Source organism: Pseudomonas sp. JC1203 (assembly GCF_056175065.1).
The window spans coordinates 142,640-165,954 of record NZ_JBWCAM010000004.1 but is presented as its reverse complement, the minus strand read 5'-3'; the positions used below and the strand labels follow the sequence as shown (position 1 = coordinate 165,954).

The 23,315-nt window shown below is 63.2% G+C and carries 17 protein-coding genes; 6 read left to right on the top strand and 11 right to left on the bottom strand.

Going from position 1 to position 23,315, the window contains the following annotated elements:
* Positions 1–215: 215 nt before the first annotated feature.
* Positions 216–1,334 (bottom strand): branched-chain amino acid ABC transporter substrate-binding protein, encoded by a 1,119-nt coding sequence (locus AC0SZ7_RS08195; RefSeq protein WP_475503923.1) that lies wholly within the window; start codon positions 1,332–1,334, stop codon positions 216–218.
* Positions 1,335–1,707: 373 nt separating this feature from the next.
* Here AC0SZ7_RS08195 and AC0SZ7_RS08190 point away from each other — a divergent pair, with 373 nt between their 5' ends.
* Positions 1,708–2,013 carry a DUF2288 domain-containing protein gene (locus tag AC0SZ7_RS08190; RefSeq protein WP_475503922.1) on the top strand — a complete coding sequence of 102 codons (306 nt, stop codon included), beginning with the start codon at positions 1,708–1,710 and terminating at the stop codon, positions 2,011–2,013.
* Positions 2,014–2,132: 119 nt separating this feature from the next.
* On the opposite strand, the gene AC0SZ7_RS08185 is transcribed toward AC0SZ7_RS08190, so the two are convergent.
* Both AC0SZ7_RS08185 and AC0SZ7_RS08180 read right to left on the bottom strand, forming a co-directional pair.
* Positions 2,133–4,319 (bottom strand): hypothetical protein, encoded by a 2,187-nt coding sequence (locus AC0SZ7_RS08185; protein WP_475503921.1) that lies wholly within the window; start codon positions 4,317–4,319, stop codon positions 2,133–2,135.
* A 128-nt stretch (positions 4,320–4,447) separates the two neighbouring features.
* A complete protein-coding gene (locus tag AC0SZ7_RS08180) occupies positions 4,448–6,718 on the bottom strand; it encodes a putative bifunctional diguanylate cyclase/phosphodiesterase (RefSeq protein WP_475503920.1) in 2,271 nt (756 codons plus the stop codon).
* 246 nt (positions 6,719–6,964) lie between these two features.
* Here AC0SZ7_RS08180 and AC0SZ7_RS08175 point away from each other — a divergent pair, with 246 nt between their 5' ends.
* Complete coding sequence (locus tag AC0SZ7_RS08175; RefSeq protein ID WP_475503919.1) at positions 6,965–8,314, top strand: spinster family MFS transporter; 1,350 nt, start codon at positions 6,965–6,967, stop codon at positions 8,312–8,314.
* Positions 8,315–8,760: 446 nt separating this feature from the next.
* On the opposite strand, the gene rapA is transcribed toward AC0SZ7_RS08175, so the two are convergent.
* A complete protein-coding gene (gene rapA, locus AC0SZ7_RS08170; RefSeq protein ID WP_475503918.1) occupies positions 8,761–11,607 on the bottom strand; it encodes an RNA polymerase-associated protein RapA in 2,847 nt (948 codons plus the stop codon).
* Positions 11,608–11,797: 190 nt separating this feature from the next.
* Between rapA and AC0SZ7_RS08165 the strand changes: the two genes are divergently transcribed.
* Both AC0SZ7_RS08165 and AC0SZ7_RS08160 read left to right on the top strand, forming a co-directional pair.
* A complete protein-coding gene (locus tag AC0SZ7_RS08165; RefSeq protein WP_475503917.1) occupies positions 11,798–12,142 on the top strand; it encodes an aspartate-semialdehyde dehydrogenase in 345 nt (114 codons plus the stop codon).
* A 59-nt stretch (positions 12,143–12,201) separates the two neighbouring features.
* Positions 12,202–12,363: a hypothetical protein gene (locus AC0SZ7_RS08160; protein WP_475503916.1), complete on the top strand. Its 162-nt coding sequence runs from the start codon at positions 12,202–12,204 to the stop codon at positions 12,361–12,363.
* Positions 12,364–12,654: 291 nt separating this feature from the next.
* Here AC0SZ7_RS08160 and AC0SZ7_RS08155 read toward each other — a convergent pair whose 3' ends face one another.
* The 4 genes from AC0SZ7_RS08155 to AC0SZ7_RS08140 all read right to left on the bottom strand — a co-directional run bounded on the left by AC0SZ7_RS08155 (position 12,655) and on the right by AC0SZ7_RS08140 (position 16,336).
* Positions 12,655–13,290, bottom strand: a complete 636-nt coding sequence (locus AC0SZ7_RS08155; RefSeq protein WP_475503915.1) for a hypothetical protein — start codon at positions 13,288–13,290, stop codon at positions 12,655–12,657.
* The gene (locus AC0SZ7_RS08150; protein WP_475503914.1) at positions 13,287–14,738 is read right to left on the bottom strand and encodes a PAAR domain-containing protein; all 1,452 of its coding nucleotides are present in this window, start codon (positions 14,736–14,738) and stop codon (positions 13,287–13,289) included. Before AC0SZ7_RS08150 ends, AC0SZ7_RS08155 begins: the two co-directional genes overlap by 4 nt.
* A gap of 146 nt (positions 14,739–14,884) precedes the next feature.
* Complete coding sequence (locus tag AC0SZ7_RS08145) at positions 14,885–15,355, bottom strand: MaoC family dehydratase (RefSeq protein ID WP_416422909.1); 471 nt, start codon at positions 15,353–15,355, stop codon at positions 14,885–14,887.
* Positions 15,356–15,391: 36 nt separating this feature from the next.
* Positions 15,392–16,336, bottom strand: coding sequence for a lysophospholipase (locus AC0SZ7_RS08140; RefSeq protein WP_475503913.1), 945 nt, complete (start codon positions 16,334–16,336; stop codon positions 15,392–15,394).
* A 207-nt stretch (positions 16,337–16,543) separates the two neighbouring features.
* Here AC0SZ7_RS08140 and fadD2 point away from each other — a divergent pair, with 207 nt between their 5' ends.
* Entirely contained in the window at positions 16,544–18,232 is a 1,689-nt protein-coding gene (gene fadD2 / locus AC0SZ7_RS08135; protein ID WP_475503912.1) for a long-chain-fatty-acid--CoA ligase FadD2, read from the top strand.
* A 280-nt stretch (positions 18,233–18,512) separates the two neighbouring features.
* Positions 18,513–20,210 (top strand): long-chain-fatty-acid--CoA ligase FadD1, encoded by a 1,698-nt coding sequence (fadD1, locus tag AC0SZ7_RS08130; RefSeq protein ID WP_475503911.1) that lies wholly within the window; start codon positions 18,513–18,515, stop codon positions 20,208–20,210.
* Between the two features lie 174 nt (positions 20,211–20,384).
* Here fadD1 and AC0SZ7_RS08125 read toward each other — a convergent pair whose 3' ends face one another.
* The 3 genes from AC0SZ7_RS08125 to AC0SZ7_RS08115 form a co-directional block, all read right to left on the bottom strand.
* On the bottom strand, positions 20,385–21,668 hold the full coding sequence (locus tag AC0SZ7_RS08125; protein WP_475503910.1) for an NAD(P)/FAD-dependent oxidoreductase: 1,284 nt from the start codon (positions 21,666–21,668) through the stop codon (positions 20,385–20,387).
* A gap of 25 nt (positions 21,669–21,693) precedes the next feature.
* On the bottom strand, positions 21,694–23,058 hold the full coding sequence (locus AC0SZ7_RS08120) for a glutamine synthetase family protein (protein ID WP_475503909.1): 1,365 nt from the start codon (positions 23,056–23,058) through the stop codon (positions 21,694–21,696).
* Between the two features lie 62 nt (positions 23,059–23,120).
* A complete protein-coding gene (locus AC0SZ7_RS08115) occupies positions 23,121–23,285 on the bottom strand; it encodes a hypothetical protein (RefSeq protein WP_475503908.1) in 165 nt (54 codons plus the stop codon).
* Between the last annotated feature and the right edge of the window lie 30 nt (positions 23,286–23,315).

Below are 23,315 nucleotides of genomic sequence, written 5' to 3'. Positions count from 1 at the left end.
TCCTAAAAACCTGATACGCATTTCACTGGTGGAGTCATTTTCCCGCTTGCACGCAGGGCCAGGCCCGGGTGCGAAGCTTTTTGCCAGCGAACCGCTGGTGACGGTTTTAAGATTTTCAGGCGAACCGCCTTCCGGATCACGGAAAGTCGGCCCGATACCTCGTAAAACAAAGCCCACTGCTTGCGCAGTGGGCTTCATGGCGTGTCAGGCAGCGTTTACTGAGGGCTGACTTCGGTCTTCGGCTTGCCGAAGTGCCATTCGTAGACCACGAACTTGAAGTCTTTCAGGTCGCCCTTGGCGTCGAAGCTCAGCTCGCCAGTAGGGGTCTTGAAGGTGCCGGCGTGGATGGCCGCGGCCACCTTGGCCGGGTCTTCGCTCTTGGCGGCAACGATGCCGTCGGCGATGACCTGCACGGCGGAGTAGGACGGGAACACGAACGGGCCGCTAGGGTCCTGCTTCTTGTCCTTGAACGCCTTCACCAGCGCGACGTTGGCAGGGTCCTGGTCGAACGATTTCGGCAGGGTTACCAGCAGGCCTTCGGAGGCGTCCTGGGCGATCTGCGAGATGGAGTCGTTGCCCACGCCCTCAGGGCCCATGAACTTGGCGTTCAGGCCTTTTTCCTTCGCCTGGCGCAGGATCAGGCCCAGCTCGGGGTGGTAGCCGCCGTAGTAGACGAAGTCGACGTTGGCCTGTTTCAGCTTGGCGATCAGCGACGAGAAGTCCTTGTCGCCGGCGTTGATGCCTTCGAACACGGCCACTTTCACGTTCTTGCCTTCCAGGGTCTTCTTGACCGCGGTGGCGATGCCTTCACCGTACTGCTGCTTGTCGTGAATGACGGCGACGATTTTCGGCTTCACGTGGTCGGCAATGTAGTTGCCGGCTGCAGGGCCCTGGGCGCTGTCCAGGCCGATGGTGCGGAACACCATCTTGTAGCCACGGGTGGTGATGTCCGGGCTGGTGGCGGCCGGGGTGATCATGATCACGCCTTCGTCTTCGTAGATGTCCGAAGCCGGTTGGGTGGAGCTGGAGCACAGGTGGCCGACCACGAACTTGACGCCGTCGTTGACCACTTTGTTGGCAACTGCCACGGCCTGTTTAGGGTCGCAGGCGTCGTCGTATTCAACGGCTTCAAGCTTCTTGCCATCGACGCCGCCCTTGGCGTTCAGTTGTTCGATGGCCATTTTCGCACCGGCGAACTGCATGTCGCCGTACTGGGCTACCGCGCCGGTTTTCGGGCCGGCGATACCGATCTTGATGGTGTCGGCAGCGAACGAATGGCTGGCAACCCCCGCCAGGACCATGGCGGCGAACAGCTTGGAAATCTGCTTAGTCATAATGCTCCACTCTAACTGTTGTATTTTTTATAGTCTTGCGGCGAAAGCTGCAGGACCGGGTCATGTCGAGACGGGTGTCGTGTGTTTCCACGACTGCCCGAGCGAACGGCAGACACCCCGATCAGCCCCCGGTAACTGTACCGGTACAGTGTAGAGCGCCGCTTGATCCATTGAAAAGCTGGCGCCTGGGGGCAAATGGCCAGGGTGTCGCTTTATCGACAGGAAGTTACAGAATTACGGCGGCGCAACCGATGCAGCAGGTCGTCATCCTTGGCTTTTCCGAACTTGCCAATCAATCACTTAATTGAAACCGGGTTTTTCCAAGGCAATCCGGGCGTTATCATTGCGCCAGATTTTCTTTTTGGTGAAACCCATGACTGAACAACCTAGCACCCTCTATGCCAAGCTGCTCGGCGAGACCGCCGTTATCGGATGGCAGGAGCTGCAACCGTTTTTTGCCCGCGGTGCCCTGTTGTGGGTCGAGCCTGCGCTGGATTTGGTCGCTGCCGCCGAGGCCGTGGCCACGGATGATGGCCCGAAAGTGGCGCAGTGGATGAGCGAGGGTTTGCTCGACAAGGTGTCTGAGTCGCAGGCGCTGGACTGTGTAGAACGAAATCCAACCCTGTGGGCGGTGGTGGTGTCGCCGTGGGTGCTGATCCAGGAAAGGGCAGCGGAGTAATTCCTGCACCAAAATAGCGCCAACCCATGACCTGTGGGAGCTGGCTTGCCCGCGAGCTTTCAAAGGCGGAAAAGCTCGCTGGCAAGCCAGCTCCCACAGGCGCGTTCACGAAATAGGTTTTATTCGGTGTAATCGGTTTTTCCGGTGTGGTTGTTGAGCGAGATAACCCGCGTCTTGCCAATGCGGTGACGGTAGATTTCCCGCAAGTACTTCACCGCCTTCTTAACGCATTCGCGCGACAGGCGAATGTCATTGATCGACACGAACTTGCTCTTGTCGTTGATCAACTCCCGGTACTTCTTCTCATACATCGGTTTGATCGCGTACCAGTTGGTATCGAGGATCTTCGCCGGGTTCTCGAATTCGTTCAGCAATTCATCCAGGTGCGCCTCGTCGAAGCTGTCGCTGACGATATAGTCGAGGATGGCGTTGTCCAGCGTGTCATCAAAGCGGTAGTCGTTGCGCGCAAAGCAGCGCTTGATGAACGCCACGATCAGCGTCAGGAAGTCGTCCGACAGGCACGGGCTCTTGGCAATCAGGGTGGTCAGCGACAGGTTCGCCGAGGCGCCGATCACCAGCGCGTAGCGTTTGAGCGTGGTGTTGGGGAACAGGCTGTTGAGGTGGGTCTTGAGTCGGTTCAGGTCCATGTAGGACAGCTTGTAGTCCTTGGGCAGCGAGACGATCGACACCACCGACGAGCAGTTCTTGAAGAAGTGCAGGTCGTGCAGCGCCGCGGCGTCGTAGCCCGAGGCCTGGTATTGCTCCAGGGCGGCGCGGTAGCGGCGGGCCTCGATGGGCAGCAGGCTGATGCCCTCGATGGCCTGGGTGACGCGGTTGAAATGCGGCAGGTCGATGGAGCGGAAGAACAGGTCGTCGATGTCCAGGCGCGGCTGGTCTTTCTCGAACACCTTGAACTTGTCACCGGTGGGCGCCGCCGTTTCGGGCACCACGGACTCGGCGTAGGCGATGGCCACCGGCCCGGCCAGGCTCATGAACAGGTCATTGGCGTCCAGGCGGATGGTTTCGCCGATGTCGATGCCGGCGCGGCGGAAGTAGTTCTGGTCGTAGTCGGTGGTCACCGCCTGGGCGGTCAGGATGTTGAAGATCTGCTGGGAGATGTACTGGTTGGCGTGCTTCTCCATCGCGTTGACGTCGATGTTCTGGATAGTGCCGTCATCGCTTTCTTCGGCGTAACGCATGATGTCGTTGGAGATCAGCATCATGGAGTTCCACGGCCGAATACGCCCCATCACGCTGGCTTCGCTACTGTCTTCTTCGTCGAAGTTGTAGGAGAAGTCCCATTCTTCCGACAGGTATTTGCACAGCAGTCGCCCGGCATTGATGTGCAGGGCCTCGGACATTTCGCTGCGGTGATCGGAAATATTCGGCAGCACGCAGATGCCGCTGGTGAAGATCGGTTCGAACACGAACGAATGGCCGCTCTTGCCGTCGTTCTCGTCGGCGGGCTTGGTGTCGAAGGTCTTGTTCATGTACGAGTACTGCTGGGCCAGGCCGAACTCCGAAGCCATGCCCGAGCCGGTACCGCCGCCGGCGCTGAAGATGTAGAAATACAGCCGCGACTGGTTGGCCTTGATGCCGCAGGAGTCGATCAGGTACGAGTGGATCAGCTTCCAGTCGGCGCTGGAGAAGCGCTGGGTGTCCTTGTTGAGGATGATCCTGGCCAGGTACTGGCCCAGTATCGGCGCGTTGCCGGCGCCTCCGGCATGCACCTCCGAGAGGTCCATGATCTTCATCTTGCTGTAGTCGCGGATGAAGCCGCTCTTCTCGCCCTTGCGCGAAAAACGGATGCGCCCGGCGATGTCCTTGTCCAGGTCGCCCAGCATCACCAACGGTTCCACCAGGAACACCGGCTTGCTGGCCTTGCTGCCGCCCAGGCGCAGGTTGTGCTGCAGCCAGCGGGCCGGGCTGTAGGATTTTTCCACGGCGCGGTCGTCGGTGTTGAACTGGTTCAGGTAGAACTTGCGCGCGTTGTACACCAGCTCTGCCACGTCCAAGGCAATGTTGGAGCCGCAGCGGCCCAGGCCGATCAGGCACACCGAAGGGAATTCCTGGTCGCGGCGCAGCTGCCCATCCTCGTCCTGCGGCACCGCGTGGGGGAACACCAGGTCGCGCAGGCCGTCGAGGTTGTCGAGGATGCGCTGGGTGTCTGTTTCGGTGAAGTACAGGTATTGCTGCGGGTTCGTGGGGCGGGGCAGGTAGCTGCCGGCGTGGGTCAGGGCCGGTTCCGGCGCGGCAGCAAACAGCGCCTCGGTGGTCGCTGGGGCAGCGTTATTCTTGGAATTCATGGTACGAGTCGCCTTGCAGGCGGCGCGTACAATCGATATCAACGCGCCATCACGGAAAAAGAAGCCGCGACTTTACCGCGCACCCTGGTTCCCAGCGATAGGGGGTGCCCCTGGCGGCGCGTAGGGGTTTACCTGGCCGGGCGGGCCATGGGTTGGGTGGGGGGCGTTTCGGCGAACAGGTCGCGCACCGCGCGTTCGTCGTTGGCGCGGGCGGGCACCGGGTAGCTGTTGCTGTTGCCAGGGTACTGGTTGAGCTGGTCCAGAATCGGCCGCAGCTCTGACAGCGGCACCGGCCTGCTCAGCAGGTAGCCCTGCACGTAATCACAGCCATAACGGCTGAGGAATTCGTACTGTTGCACGGTTTCCACGCCTTCGGTCACCACCTGCAAATGCAGGGTATGGGCCATGACGATAATGGCCTGGACAATTTCCATGTCCGCCGCCGAGCGCGGGATGTCCTGGATGAAGGAACGGTCTATTTTCAGCGTGTCCAGCGGCAGGCGCTTGAGGTAGGCCAGCGAGGAATAACCGGTGCCGAAGTCGTCGATGGACAGCGACACGCCCAGCGCGCGTATCTGCGAGAGCAGGCTGATGGTGGTGTTGATGTTGCCCATCAGCGCGTTCTCGGTCACCTCCAGTTCCAGGCGTTGCGGCGGCACGCCGGCTTCAGCCAGGGCGTCGCGAATCTCGCCCACCAGCTCTTCGCGGGCCAGGTTCAGGGCCGAGCAGTTGATGGTGATTTTCAGTTGTTCGCGGCCGTTGTGGGCCAGGTGCGACAGGTCGCGGCAGGCCCGTTGCAATACCCAGTTGTCCAGTTCGGCGATCAGGCCGTTGGCTTCGGCAATGGTGATGAAACGGTCGGGGCTCAGCAGCCCATGCTGCGGGTGACGCCAGCGAATCAGCGCTTCCAGCTTCGACACCTGGCCGCTGTGCAGGTCGAATATCGGCTGGTAGAACAGCTCCAGCTCGTCGCCCGAGCGCAGGGCATAGCGCAACTCTTCTTCCAGCTGTAGCTCAAGCGTGGCCTTGGTGCGCAGGTTGGCGCTGAAGAAGTGCAGCGCGTTGCGCCCGGCGCCCTTGGACTGGTACAGCGCCAGGTCGGCGTGCTTGAGCAGCTCTTCGCAGGTGTCGCCATCGTCGGGGAACACGCTGATGCCGATGCTGGTGGTCATCACCATGCGCCGTCCGGCCAGGTCGATGGGCTCTTTCATCTTCTGCATGATGCGCTGGGCCATGTGCCGCGCTTCGTCGCGGTTGTTCATGGCAATCAGGATGCAGAATTCGTCGCCGCCGAAGCGCGCCACCACGTCGGCGTGGCTGCGGGTGGCCCCCTTGATGTGCCCGGCTATCACCTTAAGCAGGTCGTCGCCGGCGTCGTGGCCGAGGCTGTCGTTGATGCGTTTGAAATGGTCGATGTCGAGGAACATCACCGCCAGCATGCCGCCGTTGAGCTTCTGCTCGATCAGCTTTTCGCCGAACAATTGGTTGAAGCCGCGGCGGTTGATGAGGTTGGTCAGGGCGTCGTAATGGGCCACCTGCTGCAGCGATACGCGCGCCTGGTCCAGTTGGCTGAGCAAGGCGTTGACCCGGCGCAGGTCATGCTCCTTGCTTTGCAGCTTCTTGTCGGCCAGCGCGGCGCTGAGGCTGCTGGCAATGATCAGCAAGGTGATGAACGCCACGGTCAGCCCCAGCTCCAGGCTGTTGTCGACCATGGGGGCGTGCAGCGAACTGCCCTGCGGCACGGCCATCACCAGCGACCACATGCCCAGGAAGTGGGTGGCGACAATGCCGGCGCCCATCAGCAGGCTGGCGCTGTACTTGAGCAGTTGGTGGAAGGTGCCGCTGCCATTGCGGAAATGCCGCGCCAGCATCAATGCGGCGAAGCTGGCGCCAATCGCCACCACGATGGACAGCACGAACAGCGTGGGTTCGAAGTACTGGGTGGCATTGGAGCGCATGGCGACCATGCCCACGTAGTGCATGCCGGCAATGCCCAGGCCGATGCCGATGGACGACTTGATGTAGTCGGGCAGGGTAATCACTTCCCGGCTCAGGGTGTTCATGGCCAGTAGCCCGGCCACCAGCGCAATCAGCAGCGATACCACCGTAATAGGCAGGTCGAAGTGCATCTCGATGGGGGTTTCGAAGGCCAGCATGCTGATGAAGTGCATGGCCCATATACCGCCAGCCAGGCACAGCGCGCCTATCCAGCGCCATTGGTGACGGGCGCCGGGGCGCTCGACATGGCTGATACGTTCCGCCATGTCCAACGTCGCGAAGCTGCCCGCACAGGCCACCAGGTAGGCCAGCAGCACCAGGAACGGGTTGTGGCTGCAGTTGAGCAGGATCTGCCCCGATTCGGGCAAGTCCCCGATGAAATGTAAGCCAAGCCAATCCATAGCGTGCCTCTGGACAAACGCCCCCACACCACCCAGAGGTGGCTATTCAGGACCAGTATAGAAGGTGGCCTTTACCTGCTGGCAAAGTGCTTCCAATCATTTCGGAATCAATACAATAGCTTTCCGCAATAACCGATGCCCCCACTGTCAATGCCTCACTATCACGCTAGCTGATCCAGCGGACATGCGCGAATTCACCTTCTAGATTTCATCAGGCCCAATAACAATAAAAGCGAGTGCCCACCCATGCCGATACCCGCCCAGGCGCCCCATGCGTGGCGCATCCTGTTCCTGCTGTTCCTGGCCAACCTGTTCAATTTCTTCGACCGTACCATCCCGGCGATCATCATCGAACCGCTGCGCATGGAATGGCACCTCAGTGACTTTCAGCTGGGCATCGCCGGCACCGCGTTCACCCTGGTATATGCCGTGGCCGGCATCCCGCTGGGGCGCATGGCCGACCGCGGCTCGCGGCGCAAGATGATGGGCTGGGGGCTGGCGGTGTGGAGCGCGCTGACCGCAGTGAACGGTTTTGTCGGCGGCTTCTGGACCTTCCTGCTGGTGCGCATGGGCATCGGCATTGGCGAGGCCAGCTACGCGCCGGCCGCCAACTCGCTGATTGGCGACCTGTTCCCACCCCAGCGCCGTGGCCGGGCCATGGGCATCTTCATGCTCGGCCTGCCGCTGGGGCTGCTGCTGGCGTTCTTCACCATCGGCGCCATGGTCGAATTCTTCGGCAACTGGCGCGCGCCGTTCTTCGTCGCCGCGGTACCGGGCCTGCTGCTGGCAGTATTCATGTTCACCATCCGCGAACCGGCACGCGGCGCCGCCGAGGCCGAGCCGGTGTCCCAGCAACCGTTGGACAATCCCCTGCGCCGGCTGCTGGCCATCCCCACCTTCTGCTGGCTGGTGCTGGCCGGGCTGGCGTTCAACTTCGCCACCTACGCCTGCAACAGCTTCATGGTGCCGCTGCTGCAACGCTACTTCCACCTGCCGCTGCACCAGGCCGCGGTGTCCACCGGCGTCATCGTCGGCGTAACCGGCCTTGTGGGCCTGACCCTGGGCGGCTGGGTGGCCGACAAAGTCCAGCAACGCCTGGCCAACGGCCGCCTGGTGCTGGCCGCCAGCTGCATGGTAGTCGCCGCCAGCGCCACCGCCTGGGCGCTGATGGCCGGGCGCATCGACATCGGCCTGTTCGTCACGGTGTTCGGCCTGGGCTGGTTCTTCAGCTATGCCTTCTACACCTGCGCCTACACCGCCATCCTCGAAGTGGTGCACCCGCGCATGCGCGCCACCGCCATGGCGCTGTTCTTCGCCGGCCTGTACCTGCTGGGCGGCTCCATGGGGCCGGTGGTGGCAGGGCTGCTCAGCGACCGCTTCGCCCACCAGGCCATGGCAGCCGCCGGGGCCAGCGAAATGAGCGAGGTGTTCAAGGCCGAAGGCTTGCATGACGCGATGTTGTCGATACCGGTGGCGTTGGTGTTGACGTTGGTGTTTTTGGGGTTGGCTGCGAGGAGTTTCACGCGAGATGCGCAGCGGATGAAGGATGGGATGGTGGTGGTTCGGGCGGAGAGTGGGGTGGTGGTTGGGGTGTAGGCGGGTACTGCAAGTATCGAAAGCGGGCAGACAAGGCTGGCGACGCTGATCTCATAGGCCATGGCACGTTGCAACAGATGTAGGAGCCGGGCTTGCCCGCGATGCGCCGCGCGGGCGGCGCTCGATCTGGAAAACGACAAGACAATATCGGCCTGCCCCTGAGTGCCGTGACGCAATCTCTAGCAGTAACCTTTGAAGGGGTTTGGGGATGGCTGTGGTGAAACCGCATCATGGCTTAAAGGTGCATGCCTTGGTTTCTGGGGCGCTCTGGAGATCGAGCGCCGCCCGCGCGGCGCATCGCGGGCGAGCCCGGCTCCTACATTTTTTGCAACGTACCATGGCCTGATGGATAGGCGTCGCCCGCCTTGGTTATCTGCTCTAGATCGGGACAGCGCCAAAAAAAAGCCCGCATCGCGCGGGCTTCTTTTCCGGATCAAGCCAAGCGGTCAACCCGCCACCAGCACCCGAATCGCTTCCAACCGCAGCGCCGCCTTCTCGAACATCGCCAGGCCCTGTTCACGCTGCTTGCGCAGTGCATCCAGTTCGCTGGCGCGCACGGTGGGGTTCACTGCCTGCAGGGCGGTGAGGCGTGCCAGTTCTTCTTCGGTTTCGGCCGCCAGGCGGCGCTTGGCTTCGGCCACGCGCTCCAGGTGGCGTGGCAGCACTTTGGTCTCGCCGGCATTGATGCGCGGGGTGAGGACGTCGCGCTGGGCCTGGATGAACTTGTTGGCGCTGGCCTTCGGCACGCTTTCCAACTGGTCATTCAGGGTTTCGAACGACACGCGCGAAGACAGGTCGTTGCCGTTGGCGTCCAGCAGGCAGCGCAGCGCTTGCGGCGGCAGGTAGCGGCCCAGTTGCAGGGCGCGCGGGGCTACCACTTCGCTCACGTACAGCAGTTCCAGCAGCACGGTGCCAGGCTTGAGCGCCTTGTTCTTGATCAGCGCGACGGCGGTGTTGCCCATGGAGCCGGACAGCACCAGGTCCATGCCGCCCTGCACCATGGGGTGTTCCCAGGTGATGAACTGCATGTCTTCACGCGACAGCGCCTGGTGGCGGTCGTAGGTGATGGTCACGCCTTCGTCGTCGCCCAGCGGGAAGCTGGCGTCGAGCATTTTTTCGCTCGGCTTGAGGATCAGGGCGTTGTCGGAGTGGTCTTCGCTGTCGATGCCGAAGGCGTCGAACAGGGTTTCCATGTAGATCGGCAGGGCGAACTGGTCGTCCTGCTCTTCGATGGCCTCGACGAGCGCCTTGCCTTCGCCGCCACCGCCGGAGTTCAGCTCCAGCAGGCGGTCGCGGCCGGTGTGCAGCTCGCTTTCCAGGCGCTCGCGCTCGCCGCGGGCCTCGGCCACCAGGGTGTCCCAGTTGTCGTCGTCACCGCCTTCGAGCAGCGGCAGCAGGCGCGGGCCGAACTGGTGCTGCAGGGCGTTGCCGGTAGGGCAGGTGTTGAGGAAGGCGTTTAGCGCCTCGTGGTACCACTGGAACAGGCGTTCTTGCGGGCTGTCCTGCAGGTACGGCACGTGCAGCTCGATGACGTGCTTCTGGCCGATACGGTCCAGGCGGCCGATACGCTGTTCCAGCAGGTCCGGGTGGGCCGGCAGGTCGAACATCACCAGGTGGTGGGCGAACTGGAAGTTGCGGCCTTCACTGCCGATTTCCGAGCAGATCAGCACCTGGGCGCCAAACTCTTCGTCGGCGAAGTAGGCGGCGGCGCGGTCACGCTCAAGGATGTTCATGCCTTCGTGGAACACCGTGGCCGGGATGCCGGAGCGCACGCGCAGGGCGTCTTCCAGGTCCATGGCGGTTTCTGCGTGGGCGCAGATGACCAGCACCTTGGTGCGCTTGAGCATTTTCAGCTGGTCGATCAGCCACTCGACGCGCGGGTCGAAACGCCACCAGCGGTTTTCCTCGTCGGTCTCGGCCTGGGCCTGGAAGGCCACTTCCGGGTACAGCTCGGCGTGTTCGCCCAGCGGCAGCTCCATGTACTCGTCCGGGTTGGCCAGCGGGTACGGGTGCAGCTTGCGCTCGGGGAAGCCCTGCACGGCGGCGCGGGTGTTGCGGAACAGCACGCGGCCGGTGCCGTGGCGGTCCAGCAGTTCGCGGATCAGCCGCGCGCTGGCCTCGGCGTCGCCGTCGTTGACGGCGGTCAGCAGGGCTTCGCCCTCGGCACCGAGGAAGTTGTGAATGGTGGCGTGGGCCTTGGGCGACAGGCGCCCCTTGTCCAGCAGCTCCTGTACGGCTTCGGCCACCGGGCGATAGTGTTCGCTCTCGGCGCGGAAGGCGGCCAGGTCATGGAAACGGTTCGGGTCCAGCAGGCGCAGGCGCGCGAAGTGGCTGTCCTGGCCCAGCTGTTCCGGGGTAGCGGTGAGCAGCAGCACGCCGGGGATGACTTCGGCCAGTTGCTCCACCAGCGAGTACTGTGGGCTGGCCTTGGTCTCGTGCCACACCAGGTGGTGAGCCTCGTCGACCACCATCAGGTCCCAGCCGGCGGCGAACAGCGCGTCCTGGGCCTTCTCGTCCTCGGTCAGCCACTCCAGCGAGACCAGCGCCAGTTGCGCGTCCTCGAAGGGGTTGGCGGCGTCGCTTTCGATGAAGCGCTCGCGGTCGAACAGCGCGACTTCCAGGTTGAAGCGGCGGCGCATCTCCACCAGCCACTGGTGCTGCAGGTTCTCCGGCACCAGGATCAGCACGCGGCCCGCACGGCCCGACAGCAACTGGCGGTGGATGATCAGGCCGGCCTCGATGGTCTTGCCCAGGCCCACTTCGTCGGCCAGCAGTACGCGCGGGGCGATGCGGTCGGCCACTTCGCGGGCGATGTGCAGCTGGTGGGCGATGGGTTGCGCACGCACGCCGCCCAGGCCCCACAGCGACGAGGTCAGTTGCTTGCTGGTGTGCTCCAGGGTGTTGTAGCGCAGCGAGAACCAGGCCAGCGGGTCGATCTGGCCGGCGAACAGGCGGTCGCTGGCCAGGCGGAACTGGATGAAGTTCGACAGCTGGGTCTCGGGCAGGGTGCAGGGTTGGTTCTGCGCGTCCAGGCCGTGGTACACCAGCAGGCCATCGACGTCCTCGACTTCCTGGACAGTCAGTTTCCAGCCTTCGAAATGGGTGATCTGGTCACCTGGAGAGAACCGCACCCGGGTCAGCGGCGCGTTGCGCAGGGCATATTGGCGGGTGTCGCCAGTGGCCGGGTAGAGCACGGTCAACAAGCGACCGTCCTGTGCCAGAACGGTGCCTAGACCTAGCTCTGCTTCGCTGTCGCTAATCCAGCGTTGCCCCGGTTGATACTGCTGCGCCATGCTGCCTGACTCCCGCCATGAAAAAGCCGACTATGGTACCGGATGATGGGGCTCAGGGCCAAAGAGTCTCGTCGGGAAGCTGATCGCGTCGATTGCACTAAACTGTTTGTGACGGAGTCGATACTTCAAGGAGAAACCTTTCAAGCCCAACCACCTGCCGCCGTTACCCCGGCAACAGGAGATCCCGAACATGTTGCCACCCATCCTTCCCCTCAGCGTAGTCCCGGTGACGTCGCAGTTGGACCCGGTCAGACCAGCGCCCACGGTGATCGCGCCGGTGGCACCCACGCAGCCGACGTCGGACGAAAGCGAGATCGACCTGCGCCAGCGCGACCAGGAAACCGCCGCCCTGCTGCTGCGCGAGGAAGCCGAGCGCCAGCGCCGCCGCCAGCGCCAGCGCGAAGAGGCCGAGCACGACCCCGATGCGCACCTGCCGGTGCCCGGCCATGAGCTCAATGCCGACAACACCGTACCGGTGGCGCCGCTGATCGACGACGAACCGCGCCAAGGCCTCTGGGTGGACATTGAGGTTTGATCCGGCGCGCGTCTGCCGCCATTATGAAGGCCTATTTCGCCCCACCTGACGTAGTGACCATGAGCCAGGACGACAAGCTGATCGACTTCTCCGCGGAGCGCGCCAAGCGCGTCCACGACCTCAACGACAAGCGCCTGAACGACATGCGCCAGCAGTTCGAGCAGGCCATGCCGCTGACTGCCGGGAAGAAAAAACCGAAGAAGAAACCCAAGAAGCGTTGAAACCTTGACCTGGGTCAGTTTCCGCTGGCGGGGGTTTGGTTAATCTTTGCTCCATCGAACGCAAACGCGGTTTGCGCTTCAACAGAGCACGCAAGGCATTTAGGGCGACTTCGGTCGCCCATTTTTTTTGCCCTTCAAGAAGTGCTTGGAAATCCCCCCCACACACACAGGATGTAGCAGCTGCCGAAGGCTGCGTCGCGCCTCACAGCTAACAGGCGCCAGCCGAGTCTGGTTTGCCGCTCTTGAGACCGAGCGCCGCCCGCGCGGCGCGACGCAGCCTGGCGGCAGCTGCTACGGCACGACCGGCGTCGAATACGCTTCCCAAGGTTTCACGAAAGGCTTTGATACCGCCAGCGAGATGAGATAGCGCTCTTCATCCGGGCGCCTGCGGTCGGTAAATCTGCCGATATCCATGACCACCTGGTACCGATCTTCTGCCTGCCAGTAAGTCGTGATACCTGTGCGTCTTTGTCTGAGGCGCTCTCGCCAGGCAAGCGTGTCGGCGATGGCTGGAAAATCCCCCGGCCGGGTGAGTGTCCACCCGGTTCGACGCCATTGGTCCTGTAAGTCCAAAGCAATTTTGAGGGTTTCGTCGAGTAGGAGCGGCTCTGTTTGAGGAGACATTCGCACACTGCCGATCCGCCCCTCGTCATACATGACAACAAAGAAACGGGCCAATGGCGTCACAAACCCATAGTGGGGATCCATGAAGTTCAAGCGGGCGTCGGACTTGGGAATGCTGAACCAGCTATGGCCCGCAAACGCGGGTGCGATGGATGCGCTGGAACGTCGGCGCATATCCTCAAAAGGCTCGCCAATGACCAACGCTATTTCCGGGTCATCCGAAAGTACGTCCACCGTGATCAGAAAAGGTACTGCCAAAGCAATCAATGTATGCCGCCAGCCAAATTGGGTTATGCGGATCATGGTTCCACCCCTACCGAAGCGATAGTGCGCAGGGATTGTTCTATCTGATTGCGGCTGCTGCTATTGAGCAGATGATCGAACCTGGTAGCCGCGTTAAGCACGAACGGCATGCGCTGGTTGATATCCGACAGGTCGGCAAACGGGTTGCTGCCAAAGCTTATGGTGCGTCCGTCGTCGATTCGTTGGCACTGGCTGGCTAGCGTTAGCTCAATCGCTTGCGCGGCGCCGGACGGGAATCCAATTACGAACGAGAGATGGTTGCTTCTTAACAGGCGCACAAATTGTGAGTTGCTATACATGACTGGTTGAAGGATATTGACCTGTTCATGTTTAGCGAGAGATTCGACGCTGTTCGCGATTTTCCCTGACTCCATTGCACGAAACGTTTCCAAAACCTCCGTGCGAACTCTGCCAAACTCCAATGTCTCCCGCTGAACCAGCCACAGCACCGGATGCTTCTTGTACAGTTCAACACGAACCGGCAAACACCCCTCCAACGCCCCCAACCCCCGCTCCCGATAAAAAAGATGCAGCGGATAAACATCCAGAAACAGCGTGGTATTCCCCATCGCCAGCATGTCGTACACATGCTGCAACTGCTGCTGCACCAGCGATAACGGCTCGCCCGCGCGCCGCAGGTCGATGTTGGGCACCGGGTTGTTGTCACGGGCGACTTGATGCTCGTGCCGGCTCCGCTTGAACGTGTCGACTTTCTCCTGCCGCTCCCGCTCGCTGCGGCTGCTGAACAGCCCGAAGAAGCCGCGCCGGGCGCTCTGCTGCAGGTGCTGCCGGGTGTCATGTTCGGCCTGGACTTTGTCGATGGACTCGGCTGCGTGCAGCAGGCCGCAGCCCACCTGCTTGGAAGCGAAGGCCGCCAGGCCGGCCCACTGGAAACGCGGGTCGTCTAGCCATAGCTGTGCGTAGGCGGCGTTGATGGCGCGGTTGCGGGCCTTGGCGTCTGCTATCAGGGTGCCGCCCGGCGCGACGATGGCTTCGGCCTGAAGTTGGTAATGGCGCCACAGATTTTCGCAGGACGTTCCTTGCGGGCTACTGAAGTTCGCTGCGCCACTGCTTGCGGCACGCACAGGGTTTGCGGGGCGTGGGGGAGGGGCAGCAGGCGGTGGCGTGGTGGCAGCGCGGGCCGTCGACGACACAGCACTATCGGCAATGGTCTGGGAACGCAGGGTCTGGTTGGCGATAAGCCTTGGCGCGGGGCTGCACAGGCATCGGCACAAGTCGCCATCGAGCGCCGCCTCGTGCCCGTCGATGGTTTCCGAAAGGTGCAGGCCGTCGCAGACAATTCGCCCGGTGCTGGCGCAGGCCGGGCAATGCACCTCGTCGCCCTCGCGGGCCATCGGCTGGTCATTGATGGTGCTGCGGCTGCAGCCCGAGGTCACGGTGCCGCCAGCGGTGGTGGTGGCACCCACGGTGATGTGGTAACGCTGCATGGGTGACGTGTCCTTGTTTTTGTGCAGGGACGGTCACGCTATGGCAGAAGTCGGGAGGGAGAAAATCAGATGTTTCGCAGCGAAGCGTAGGAACGGTCTTGAAGTGAATGCTGTAGCCGCTGCCGGCGGGCAGCGGCTACAGAAAATCAGCCGATGGTGATGGCCGGCGGGCTCACCAGGTTCACGGTCTGCTCTTTGCGCGGGGCGAGGATCTCGGCTTCGCCGTCCACTACCATCTCGTCACGCTGGTTGTACACCTGCGTGGCGATGCGCACGCGGAATTTAGGCAGTTTTTCGAGGATTTCCAGGCGCACGGTCAGGGTGTCGCCGATTTTTACCGGCTTCTGGAAACTCATCTTCTGGCCGAGGTAGATGGTACCCGGCCCAGGCAGCTCGCAAGCCACGGCGGCGCTGATCAGTGCGCCGCTGAACATGCCGTGGGCGATACGCTCCTTGAACATGGTGGCGGCGGCGAACTCGGCGTCCAGGTGCACCGGGTTGTGGTCGCCGGACATGGCGGCGAACAGCTGGATGTCACGCTCTTCGACGGTCTTGCTGAAAGTGGCTTTCTGGCCGACTTCGAGGGCTTCGTACGGGGTGTTGGTAACCTGGGTCATGGGTGACTGTTCCTTCTGTTCGTCAGTAAATGTCGGTTACTCGCTGCGGGCCGGGCGCGCTATGGCCAGGGCCTGGTGCAGCCAGGCGAGCAGGTCGGCGGTGACCTGCGCGCGGTTGATTTCGTTGAGCACTTCGTGGCGGGCCTCGGGGTAGAGCGTGAGCGCCACCTGGCGGTTGCCGTTGCGCCGCAGTGCACGGGCCAGATCAGTGAGACGCTTGCCCTGGCTTACCGGATCACATGTTCCGCCAATGATCAGCAGCGGCAGGCTGCGATCGATCTGCGCCAGGTTGCCCGGCTGGCTGATTTGCGCAAGGCCGGCCAGCAAGTCCAGCCATAATTGATTGGTGCAGCGGAAGCCGCACAGCGGGTCGGCGATGTAGCGGTCGACCTCGGCCGGGTCGCGGCTCAGCCAGTCGAAGGCAGTGCGGGTGGGCTTGAAGGCGTTGTTGAACGAGCCGAACGACAGCCACTCGATCACTGCGCTGCGCCCCCGCGGGCCCTGGCGCAGGCGTTCCAGCCGGGCAACTTGCCGGGCGGCGCGGTAGAACAGCGCTGGCTGGTAGTTGGAGCCGCTCAGAATGGCGCCTTGCACGCTGGCGCTGTGGTGCAGCAGGTAACCCTGTACCAGGTAGCTGCCCATGCTGTGGCCCAACAGGAACAACGGTGCGCCCGGGTGGGCCTGGCGAATATGCCGGGCCAGCAGGGCCAGGTCGTCCAGCACGCGATTCCAGCCGTTGGCGTCGGCGTAATGGCCCAGCACCCCGCCCTCGGCGGTATGGCCGTGGCCGCGCAGGTCCGGCGCATACAGCGCCAGCCCGGCCGCTACCAGCGCCTGGCCCAGGCGCTGGTAGCGGCCGCCGTGGTCGGCCATGCCATGCACCAGCAGCACCACGGCCTGCGGCGGCGCTTCGGGCAGCCAGGCGTGGACATACATGCGGCAATCATCACTGGCGTCAAGCCAGAACGCCTCGGCGGGCATGGCGGTTCCTTGCGCGGTGCGGTGGGGTCGAGCTCATTGTATAGCCCATGGCAGGAATCCAGCGCGGCGCAGCATTTAGATTCACGATGTTAATGACGGCCCCTGGCGTGTTTGCCAGTGCTTGCTTAACTGCTAACGTCGGCAAAGCACCGGCCGCTGCGTACGGAATGGGCGGCTCGAATCGGCTCAGGCAAGAGGACAATAATAATGCAAGCTGAATTCTGGAACGATAAACGCCCCGCCGGGGTACCCACCACGCTGGACCTGGGGGCGTACAAGTCGGTGGTCGAGGTGTTCGAGCGTTCCTGCAGGAAGTTCGCCGACCGCCCGGCCTTCAGCAACCTGGGCGTGACCCTGACCTACGCGGAGCTTGAGCGCCATAGCGCGGATTTTGCCGCCTACCTGCAGAACGAAACCGACCTGGTGCCCGGCGACCGCATCGCGGTGCAGCTACCCAACGTGCTGCAATACCCCATCGTGGTGTTCGGTGCCCTGCGCGCCGGGCTGATCGTGGTCAACACCAACCCGCTGTACACCGCCCGGGAAATGCGCCACCAGTTCAAGGACTCCGGTGCCCGCGCGCTGGTGTACCTGAACATGTTCGGCAAGCTGGTGCAGGAAGTGCTGCCCGACACCGAGATCAGCTACCTGATCGAGGCGCGCATGGGCGACCTGATGCCCGCCGCCAAGGGCTGGCTGGTGAACACCCTGGTCGACAAGGTGAAGAAGAAGGTGCCGGCGTTCGACCTGCCCCAGGCCATCCCGCTCAAGCGCGCCCTCAGCCTGGGCCGCGGGCACACGCCAACGCCGGTGCCGCTGACCCTGGAGCACATTGCCGTGCTGCAATACACCGGCGGCACCACCGGCCTGTCCAAGGGCGCCATGCTCACCCACGGCAACCTGGTGGCGAACATGCAGCAGGTGCTGTGCTGCTTCGAGCAGACCGACGAGCACGGCGTGAAGATCATGCGTGAAGGCCAGGAGGTCATGATCGCGCCGCTGCCGCTGTACCATATCTACGCGTTCACGGCGAACTGCATGGGCATGATGGTCACCGGCAACCACAACGTGCTGATCAGCAACCCGCGTGACATTCCGGCGTTCATCAAGGAACTCAAGCAGTGGCAGTTCACCGCGCTGCTGGGCCTCAACACGCTGTTCGTGGCGCTGATGGAGCACCCCGAGTTCAAGGACCTCGACTTTTCCCGCCTGAAGGTCACCAACTCCGGCGGCACCGCGCTGGTCAAGGCTACCGCCGACCGTTGGGAAAAGCTTACCGGCTGCCGCATCGTCGAGGGCTACGGGCTAACCGAGACGTCGCCGGTGGTCAGCACCAACCCTTACGGCGCCGCCGCGCGCCTGGGCACCGTGGGCCTGCCGGTGGTGGGCACGCAGTTAAAGATCGTCGATGACCAGGGCAACGAGCTGGCGGGCGGCGAGCGCGGCGAGCTGTGCGTGAAGGGCCCGCAGGTGATGAAGGGCTACTGGCAGCGCCCCGAGGCCACCGCCGAGGCGCTGGACGCCGAGGGCTGGCTGCGCACCGGCGACATCGGCGTGATCGACCCCGACGGCTTCGTGCGCATCGTCGACCGCAAGAAGGACATGATCATCGTCTCCGGCTTCAACGTGTACCCCAACGAAATCGAAGACGTGGTGATGGCCCACCCCAAGGTCGCCAACTGCGCCTGCATCGGCATACCGGACGAGCGTTCGGGGGAGGCGGTGAAGCTGTTCGTGGTGCCGCGTGAAAGTGGCGTGAGCCTTGAGGAGCTGAAGGCCTACTGCAAGGCCAACTTCACCGGCTACAAGGTGCCCAAGCATATCGTGCTGCGCGAGTCGCTGCCGATGACGGCGGTGGGCAAGATTCTGCGGCGCGAGTTGCGTGATATTGCCTGAGGCATGACGCGGCCTGCGGCCGCTGCTACAGGGGTTTTGTAGCAGCGGCCACAGGCCGCGTCCCAAGACAATAGTATTTTTACTCTAAAAATGACTACTGGTATTCATAGAGTCATTTCTGTGACCGGTCGGGCCAATTCGGCCTCTATGCGACCTTTTCCAAAGCTGCTACTCTCGGCGCGCTTTCGATCGATCGGTGCTTCACGTACCGTGATCACCTATCAATAATAATCGCATACGAAGCGGTGATGAATTCGCTGTGCTGGAGGAGTGGGCTTCCATGATCGAAAATTTCTGGAAGGATAAGTACCCAGCAGGTATTGCTGCGGACATCAATCCTGATGAGTACCCGAACATTCAGGCTGTATTGAAACAGTCCTGCCAGCGCTTCGCCGACAAGCCGGCGTTCAGCAACCTGGGCAGGACGCTCACCTACGGTCAACTGTACGAACTGTCTGGCGCCTTCGCGGCGTACCTGCAACAGCATACCGATTTGCAGCCCGGTGATCGAATTGCCGTGCAACTGCCCAACGTACTGCAATACCCGGTGGTGGTCTTCGGTGCCATCCGCGCCGGCCTGATCGTGGTCAACACCAACCCGCTGTACACCGCACGGGAAATGGAACACCAGTTCAACGACTCCGGCGCCAAGGCCCTGGTGTGCCTGGCCAACATGGCGCACCTGGCGCAGAACGTGGTGCCCAAGACCTCGGTCAAGCATGTCATCGTGACCCAGGTCGGCGACTTGCTGCCACCGGTGAAGCGCCTGCTGGTCAACAGCGTGATCAAGTACGTGAAGAAGATGGTGCCGGCCTATCACCTGCCCACCGCCGTCAAGTTCAACGACGTGCTCGCCAAGGGCCACGGCCAGCCCGTGCGCGAGGCCAACCCCAGCGCCGAAGAAGTCGCCGTGCTGCAGTACACCGGTGGCACTACCGGCGTTGCCAAGGGCGCGATGCTCACCCACCGCAACCTGATCGCCAACATGATGCAGTGCAAGGCGCTGATGGCCTCCAACCTCAATGAAGGGTGCGAGATCCTCATCACCCCGCTGCCGCTCTACCACATCTACGCCTTCACCTTTCACTGCATGGCGATGATGCTGATCGGCAACCACAACATTCTGATCAGCAACCCGCGCGACCTGCCGGCGATGGTCAAGGAGCTGTCGAAGTGGAAGTTCAGCGGCTTCGTCGGCCTGAACACGCTGTTCGTGGCGCTGTGCAATAACGCCGATTTCCGCAACCTCGACTTCTCGGCGCTGAAAGTCACCCTGTCGGGCGGCATGGCATTGCAACTGGCTGCCGCCGACCGCTGGAAAAGCGTGACCGGTTGCGCCATCTGCGAAGGCTACGGCATGACCGAGACCAGCCCGGTGGCGTCGGTGAACCCGATCCAGAACATCCAGGTGGGCACCATCGGCATTCCGGTGCCGTCCACCCGCTGCAAGGTCACCGATGACAGCGGCCGCGAACTGGCCCTGGGCGAAGTGGGCGAGCTGTGCGTGAAGGGCCCGCAAGTGATGAAGGGCTACTGGCAGCGCCAGGACGCCACCGACGAGATCCTCGACGCCGACGGCTGGCTGAAGACCGGCGATATCGCCGTGATTCAGGACGACGGCTACATGCGCATCGTCGACCGCAAGAAGGACATGATTCTGGTGTCCGGCTTCAACGTCTACCCCAACGAACTGGAAGACGTGCTGGTGACCCTGCCGGGCGTGTTGCAGTGCGCGGCCATCGGCGTGCCGGACGAGAAGTCCGGCGAGGCCATCAAGATGTTCATCGTCGCCAAGCCGGGTGTGACGCTGACCAAGGACCAGGTGATGGAGCACATGCGCGCCAACGTCACCGGGTACAAGGTGCCGCGTTCGGTGGAATTCCGCGACGGGCTGCCGACCACCAACGTCGGCAAGATCCTGCGCCGTGAACTGCGTGACGAGGAACTGAAGAAGCTGGGCCTGAAGAAGATAGCCTGATCGTGTGGGAGCTGGCTTGCCAGCGAGCTGTTCTGGGCCCCAGAAGCTCGCGGGCCACCCCGCACCCCCCGGAAACAGCGCCTCAGCGCCGGTGTTCGGGGTGGGGGCTTCCCTGCTTGGTTTTGGGGCCCCAATATGCTGGTGGCAACCCCAGCTCCCACATGAAACAGCGCTTCAGCGCAGTTTTTCCAGCATGCCGTAATACCACATCCCCACCGCCAGCAACGGGTTGCCCAGCACATCGCCCATGGGCACCTTGATGTGGCTGCAGCTGGCGAAGGTGTCGAACTGCCCCAGGGTGCCGGTCATGGCGTTGGCCATGATCTCGCCCATGATGTGGCTGGTGGCGATGCCGTGCCCCGAATAGCCCTGGCAGTACCAGACGTTGTCCGACAGCTTGCCCAGTTGCGGGATGCGGTTGACCACGATGCCCATGGCGCAACTCCACTCGAATTCGATGTCCACGCCCTGCAGGCGCGGGAAGGTGCGCTCGATGCACGGCCGCAGCTCGGCGGCAATGTCGCGCGAGTCCTTGCCGGAATAGTTGGCGCCGCCACCGAACAGCAGGCGGCCGTCGGCGGTCATGCGGTAGTAGTCCAGCACGAAGCGGCAGTCGTACACCGCCAGGTCCTGGGGGTTGAGCTGGCGCGCCAGTTCGCCCAACGGGCGGGTGGTGACGATGCCGCCCATGGCCGGGAAGATCTTGCCCTTGAGCTGGCCCGGTTCCAGCTTGTGGTAGACGTCACCGGCCAACAGCACCTGTTTCGCCTCGATGCGGCCGTTGGCGGTAACCACGGCGGGGCGCGGGCCATGGACGATGTCCAGCACCTCGCTGTGCTCGAACAGCAGGGCCCCCAGCGACTGCGCCGCGCGCGCCTCGCCCAGGCACAGGTTGAGTGGGTGCAGGTGCATGTTGCGGGTGTTCTTCAGCGCGCCCAGGTACAACGGGCTGTCCAGGTGCTGGCGCACGCCTGCCTGGTCCAGCAGCGTGACCTGGTCGCCCATGCCACGGGCCTGGGCTTCTTCCAGCGAGGCGCGCAGTTCAGTGAGGTGCGACGGCTTCATGGCCGCGTGCAGGTGGCCATGCTTGAGGTCGCATTGAATGCCGTATTTCGCCACCCGCTGCTGGATGATCTCGTGCCCACGCCAGCGCAGGTGCCAGATGAAATCGTCCACCTCGGCGCCCAGCTTGCGGCGCATCTGCTTGCGCATGGCGGCGTCGCCCGAAAGGCTGCCGGTCACCTGGCCACCGTTGCGGCCGCTGGCGCCCCAGCCGATCTTGTGGGTGTCGAGCAGGGCCACTTTCAGGCCTTTTTCGGCCAGCTCCACAGCGGTGGCAACGCCGGTGAAGCCGCCGCCGATAATGGCCACGTCGACGCTGTGGGTGCCCTGCAGCACCGGGAAGTCGGTTTCCTGGTTGAGGGTGGCGGTGTAATAGGAGTTGATGCGAGTGCTCATGGCGGTTCCTGGAATAAGGTGGGGGTTACGCGTTGGTCAGGTACCAGCGCCAATCCTGTTCGCCTACCTCGGCCATGAACTGCCGGTACTCGGCACGCTTTACCGCCAGGTACACCTTCAGAAACCCTTCGCCCAGGGCCTCGCGGGCCCATTCGGAGCGCTCCAGCGCGGTCAGCGACGTCAGCCAGTCAGTGGGCAGGAAGTGCGTAGCCTGGGCATAGCCGTTGCCCTGCACCGGCGCGCCAGGGTCGCGCTGCTGGCGGATGCCGTCGTGGATGGCCGCCAGGATGGCTGCTGCGGCCAAATACGGGTTGGCATCGGCGCCGCAGATACGGTGCTCGATATGGCGGGTATTGGCCGGCCCGCCCGGCACGCGCAGGCTGACGGTGCGGTTGTCGACGCCCCAGGTGGGCGCCAGCGGCGCGTAGCTGTTGGCCTGGAAGCGCCGGTAGGAGTTGGCGTTGGGGCAGAACAGCAGCAGGCTGTCCAGCAGGTGGGCAAGCATGCCGCCCACCGACTGGCGCAGCAGTGGCGTGCCGGCCTTGTCCTCGCTGGCGTACAGGTTTTGGCCCTCGGCGTCGGCCAGGCTAACGTGCATGTGCATGCCGGTGCCGGCCAGGTCATCGAAAGGCTTGGCCATGAAGCAGGCCTGCATGCCGTGCTGGTGCGCCACGCCCTTGACGATGCGTTTGTAGCGCACCGCCTGGTCCATGGCCAATAGCGCATCGCCGTGCTCCAGGGTGATTTCCACCTGGCCGGGGGCGTATTCGGAAATCGCCGTGCGTGCGGGAATGCCCTGTTGCTTGCAGGCGGCATACAGGTCGGCGAGGAACGGCTCTATCTGCTCCAGTTCGCGCAGGCCGTACACCTGGGTGCTGCGCGGGCGGGTGCCGTCGGCGTCCAGCGCCGGTTGCGGGCGGCCGTTGGCGTCGCGTTTGGCATCAAGCAGGTAGAACTCCAGCTCGCAGGCCATCACCGGGTGGAAACCGTCGGCCTTCAAGGCATCGATTACCTTGACCAACACATGCCGCGGGTCGGCTACCGTGGCGGGCAGGCCCTCGGTGGGGTGCATGCTGACTTGCACCGCCGCGGTGGGGATCTTGCGCCACGGCAGCGGCACCAGGCTGCCTTCCAGCGGGTAGGCGCGGCAGTCGATGTCACCGACGTCCCACACCAAGCCGGAGTTTTCCACGTCGTCGCCGTTCAGGGTCAGGCCCAGGATGGTGCTGGGCAGTGGCCGGCCGCTCTGGTACACGGCCAGCAGTTCATCGCGGTGCAGCAGCTTGCCGCGTGGCACGCCGTTGGCGTCGAGGATGAACAGTTCGAACATTTCAATATGCGGGTGTTGGTCCAGGAACGCCTGGGCCTGATGCAGGGGGGCAAAATGCATGGGGTGGCTCTCGCTTGCGCACACGTGAACGGCCCGTCGTCATGACGGGAGTACAAGGTTGGTCAGGCAGCGAGGGCGGTGTCCGGCGGGCGCGCGTGGCGGCAGTGCCACAGCGCCCAGAAGGCCAGGATCACATTGAACAGCGGGTTCTCCCCGGGGCGCAGGCACACGCTACGGCGCGGGGCGCGCGGTTCGGTGCTGGCGGGGGGAAGCGGGGTGGCGTTCATGGTGCCTGGATGGTTGCATGGCACTCGGGG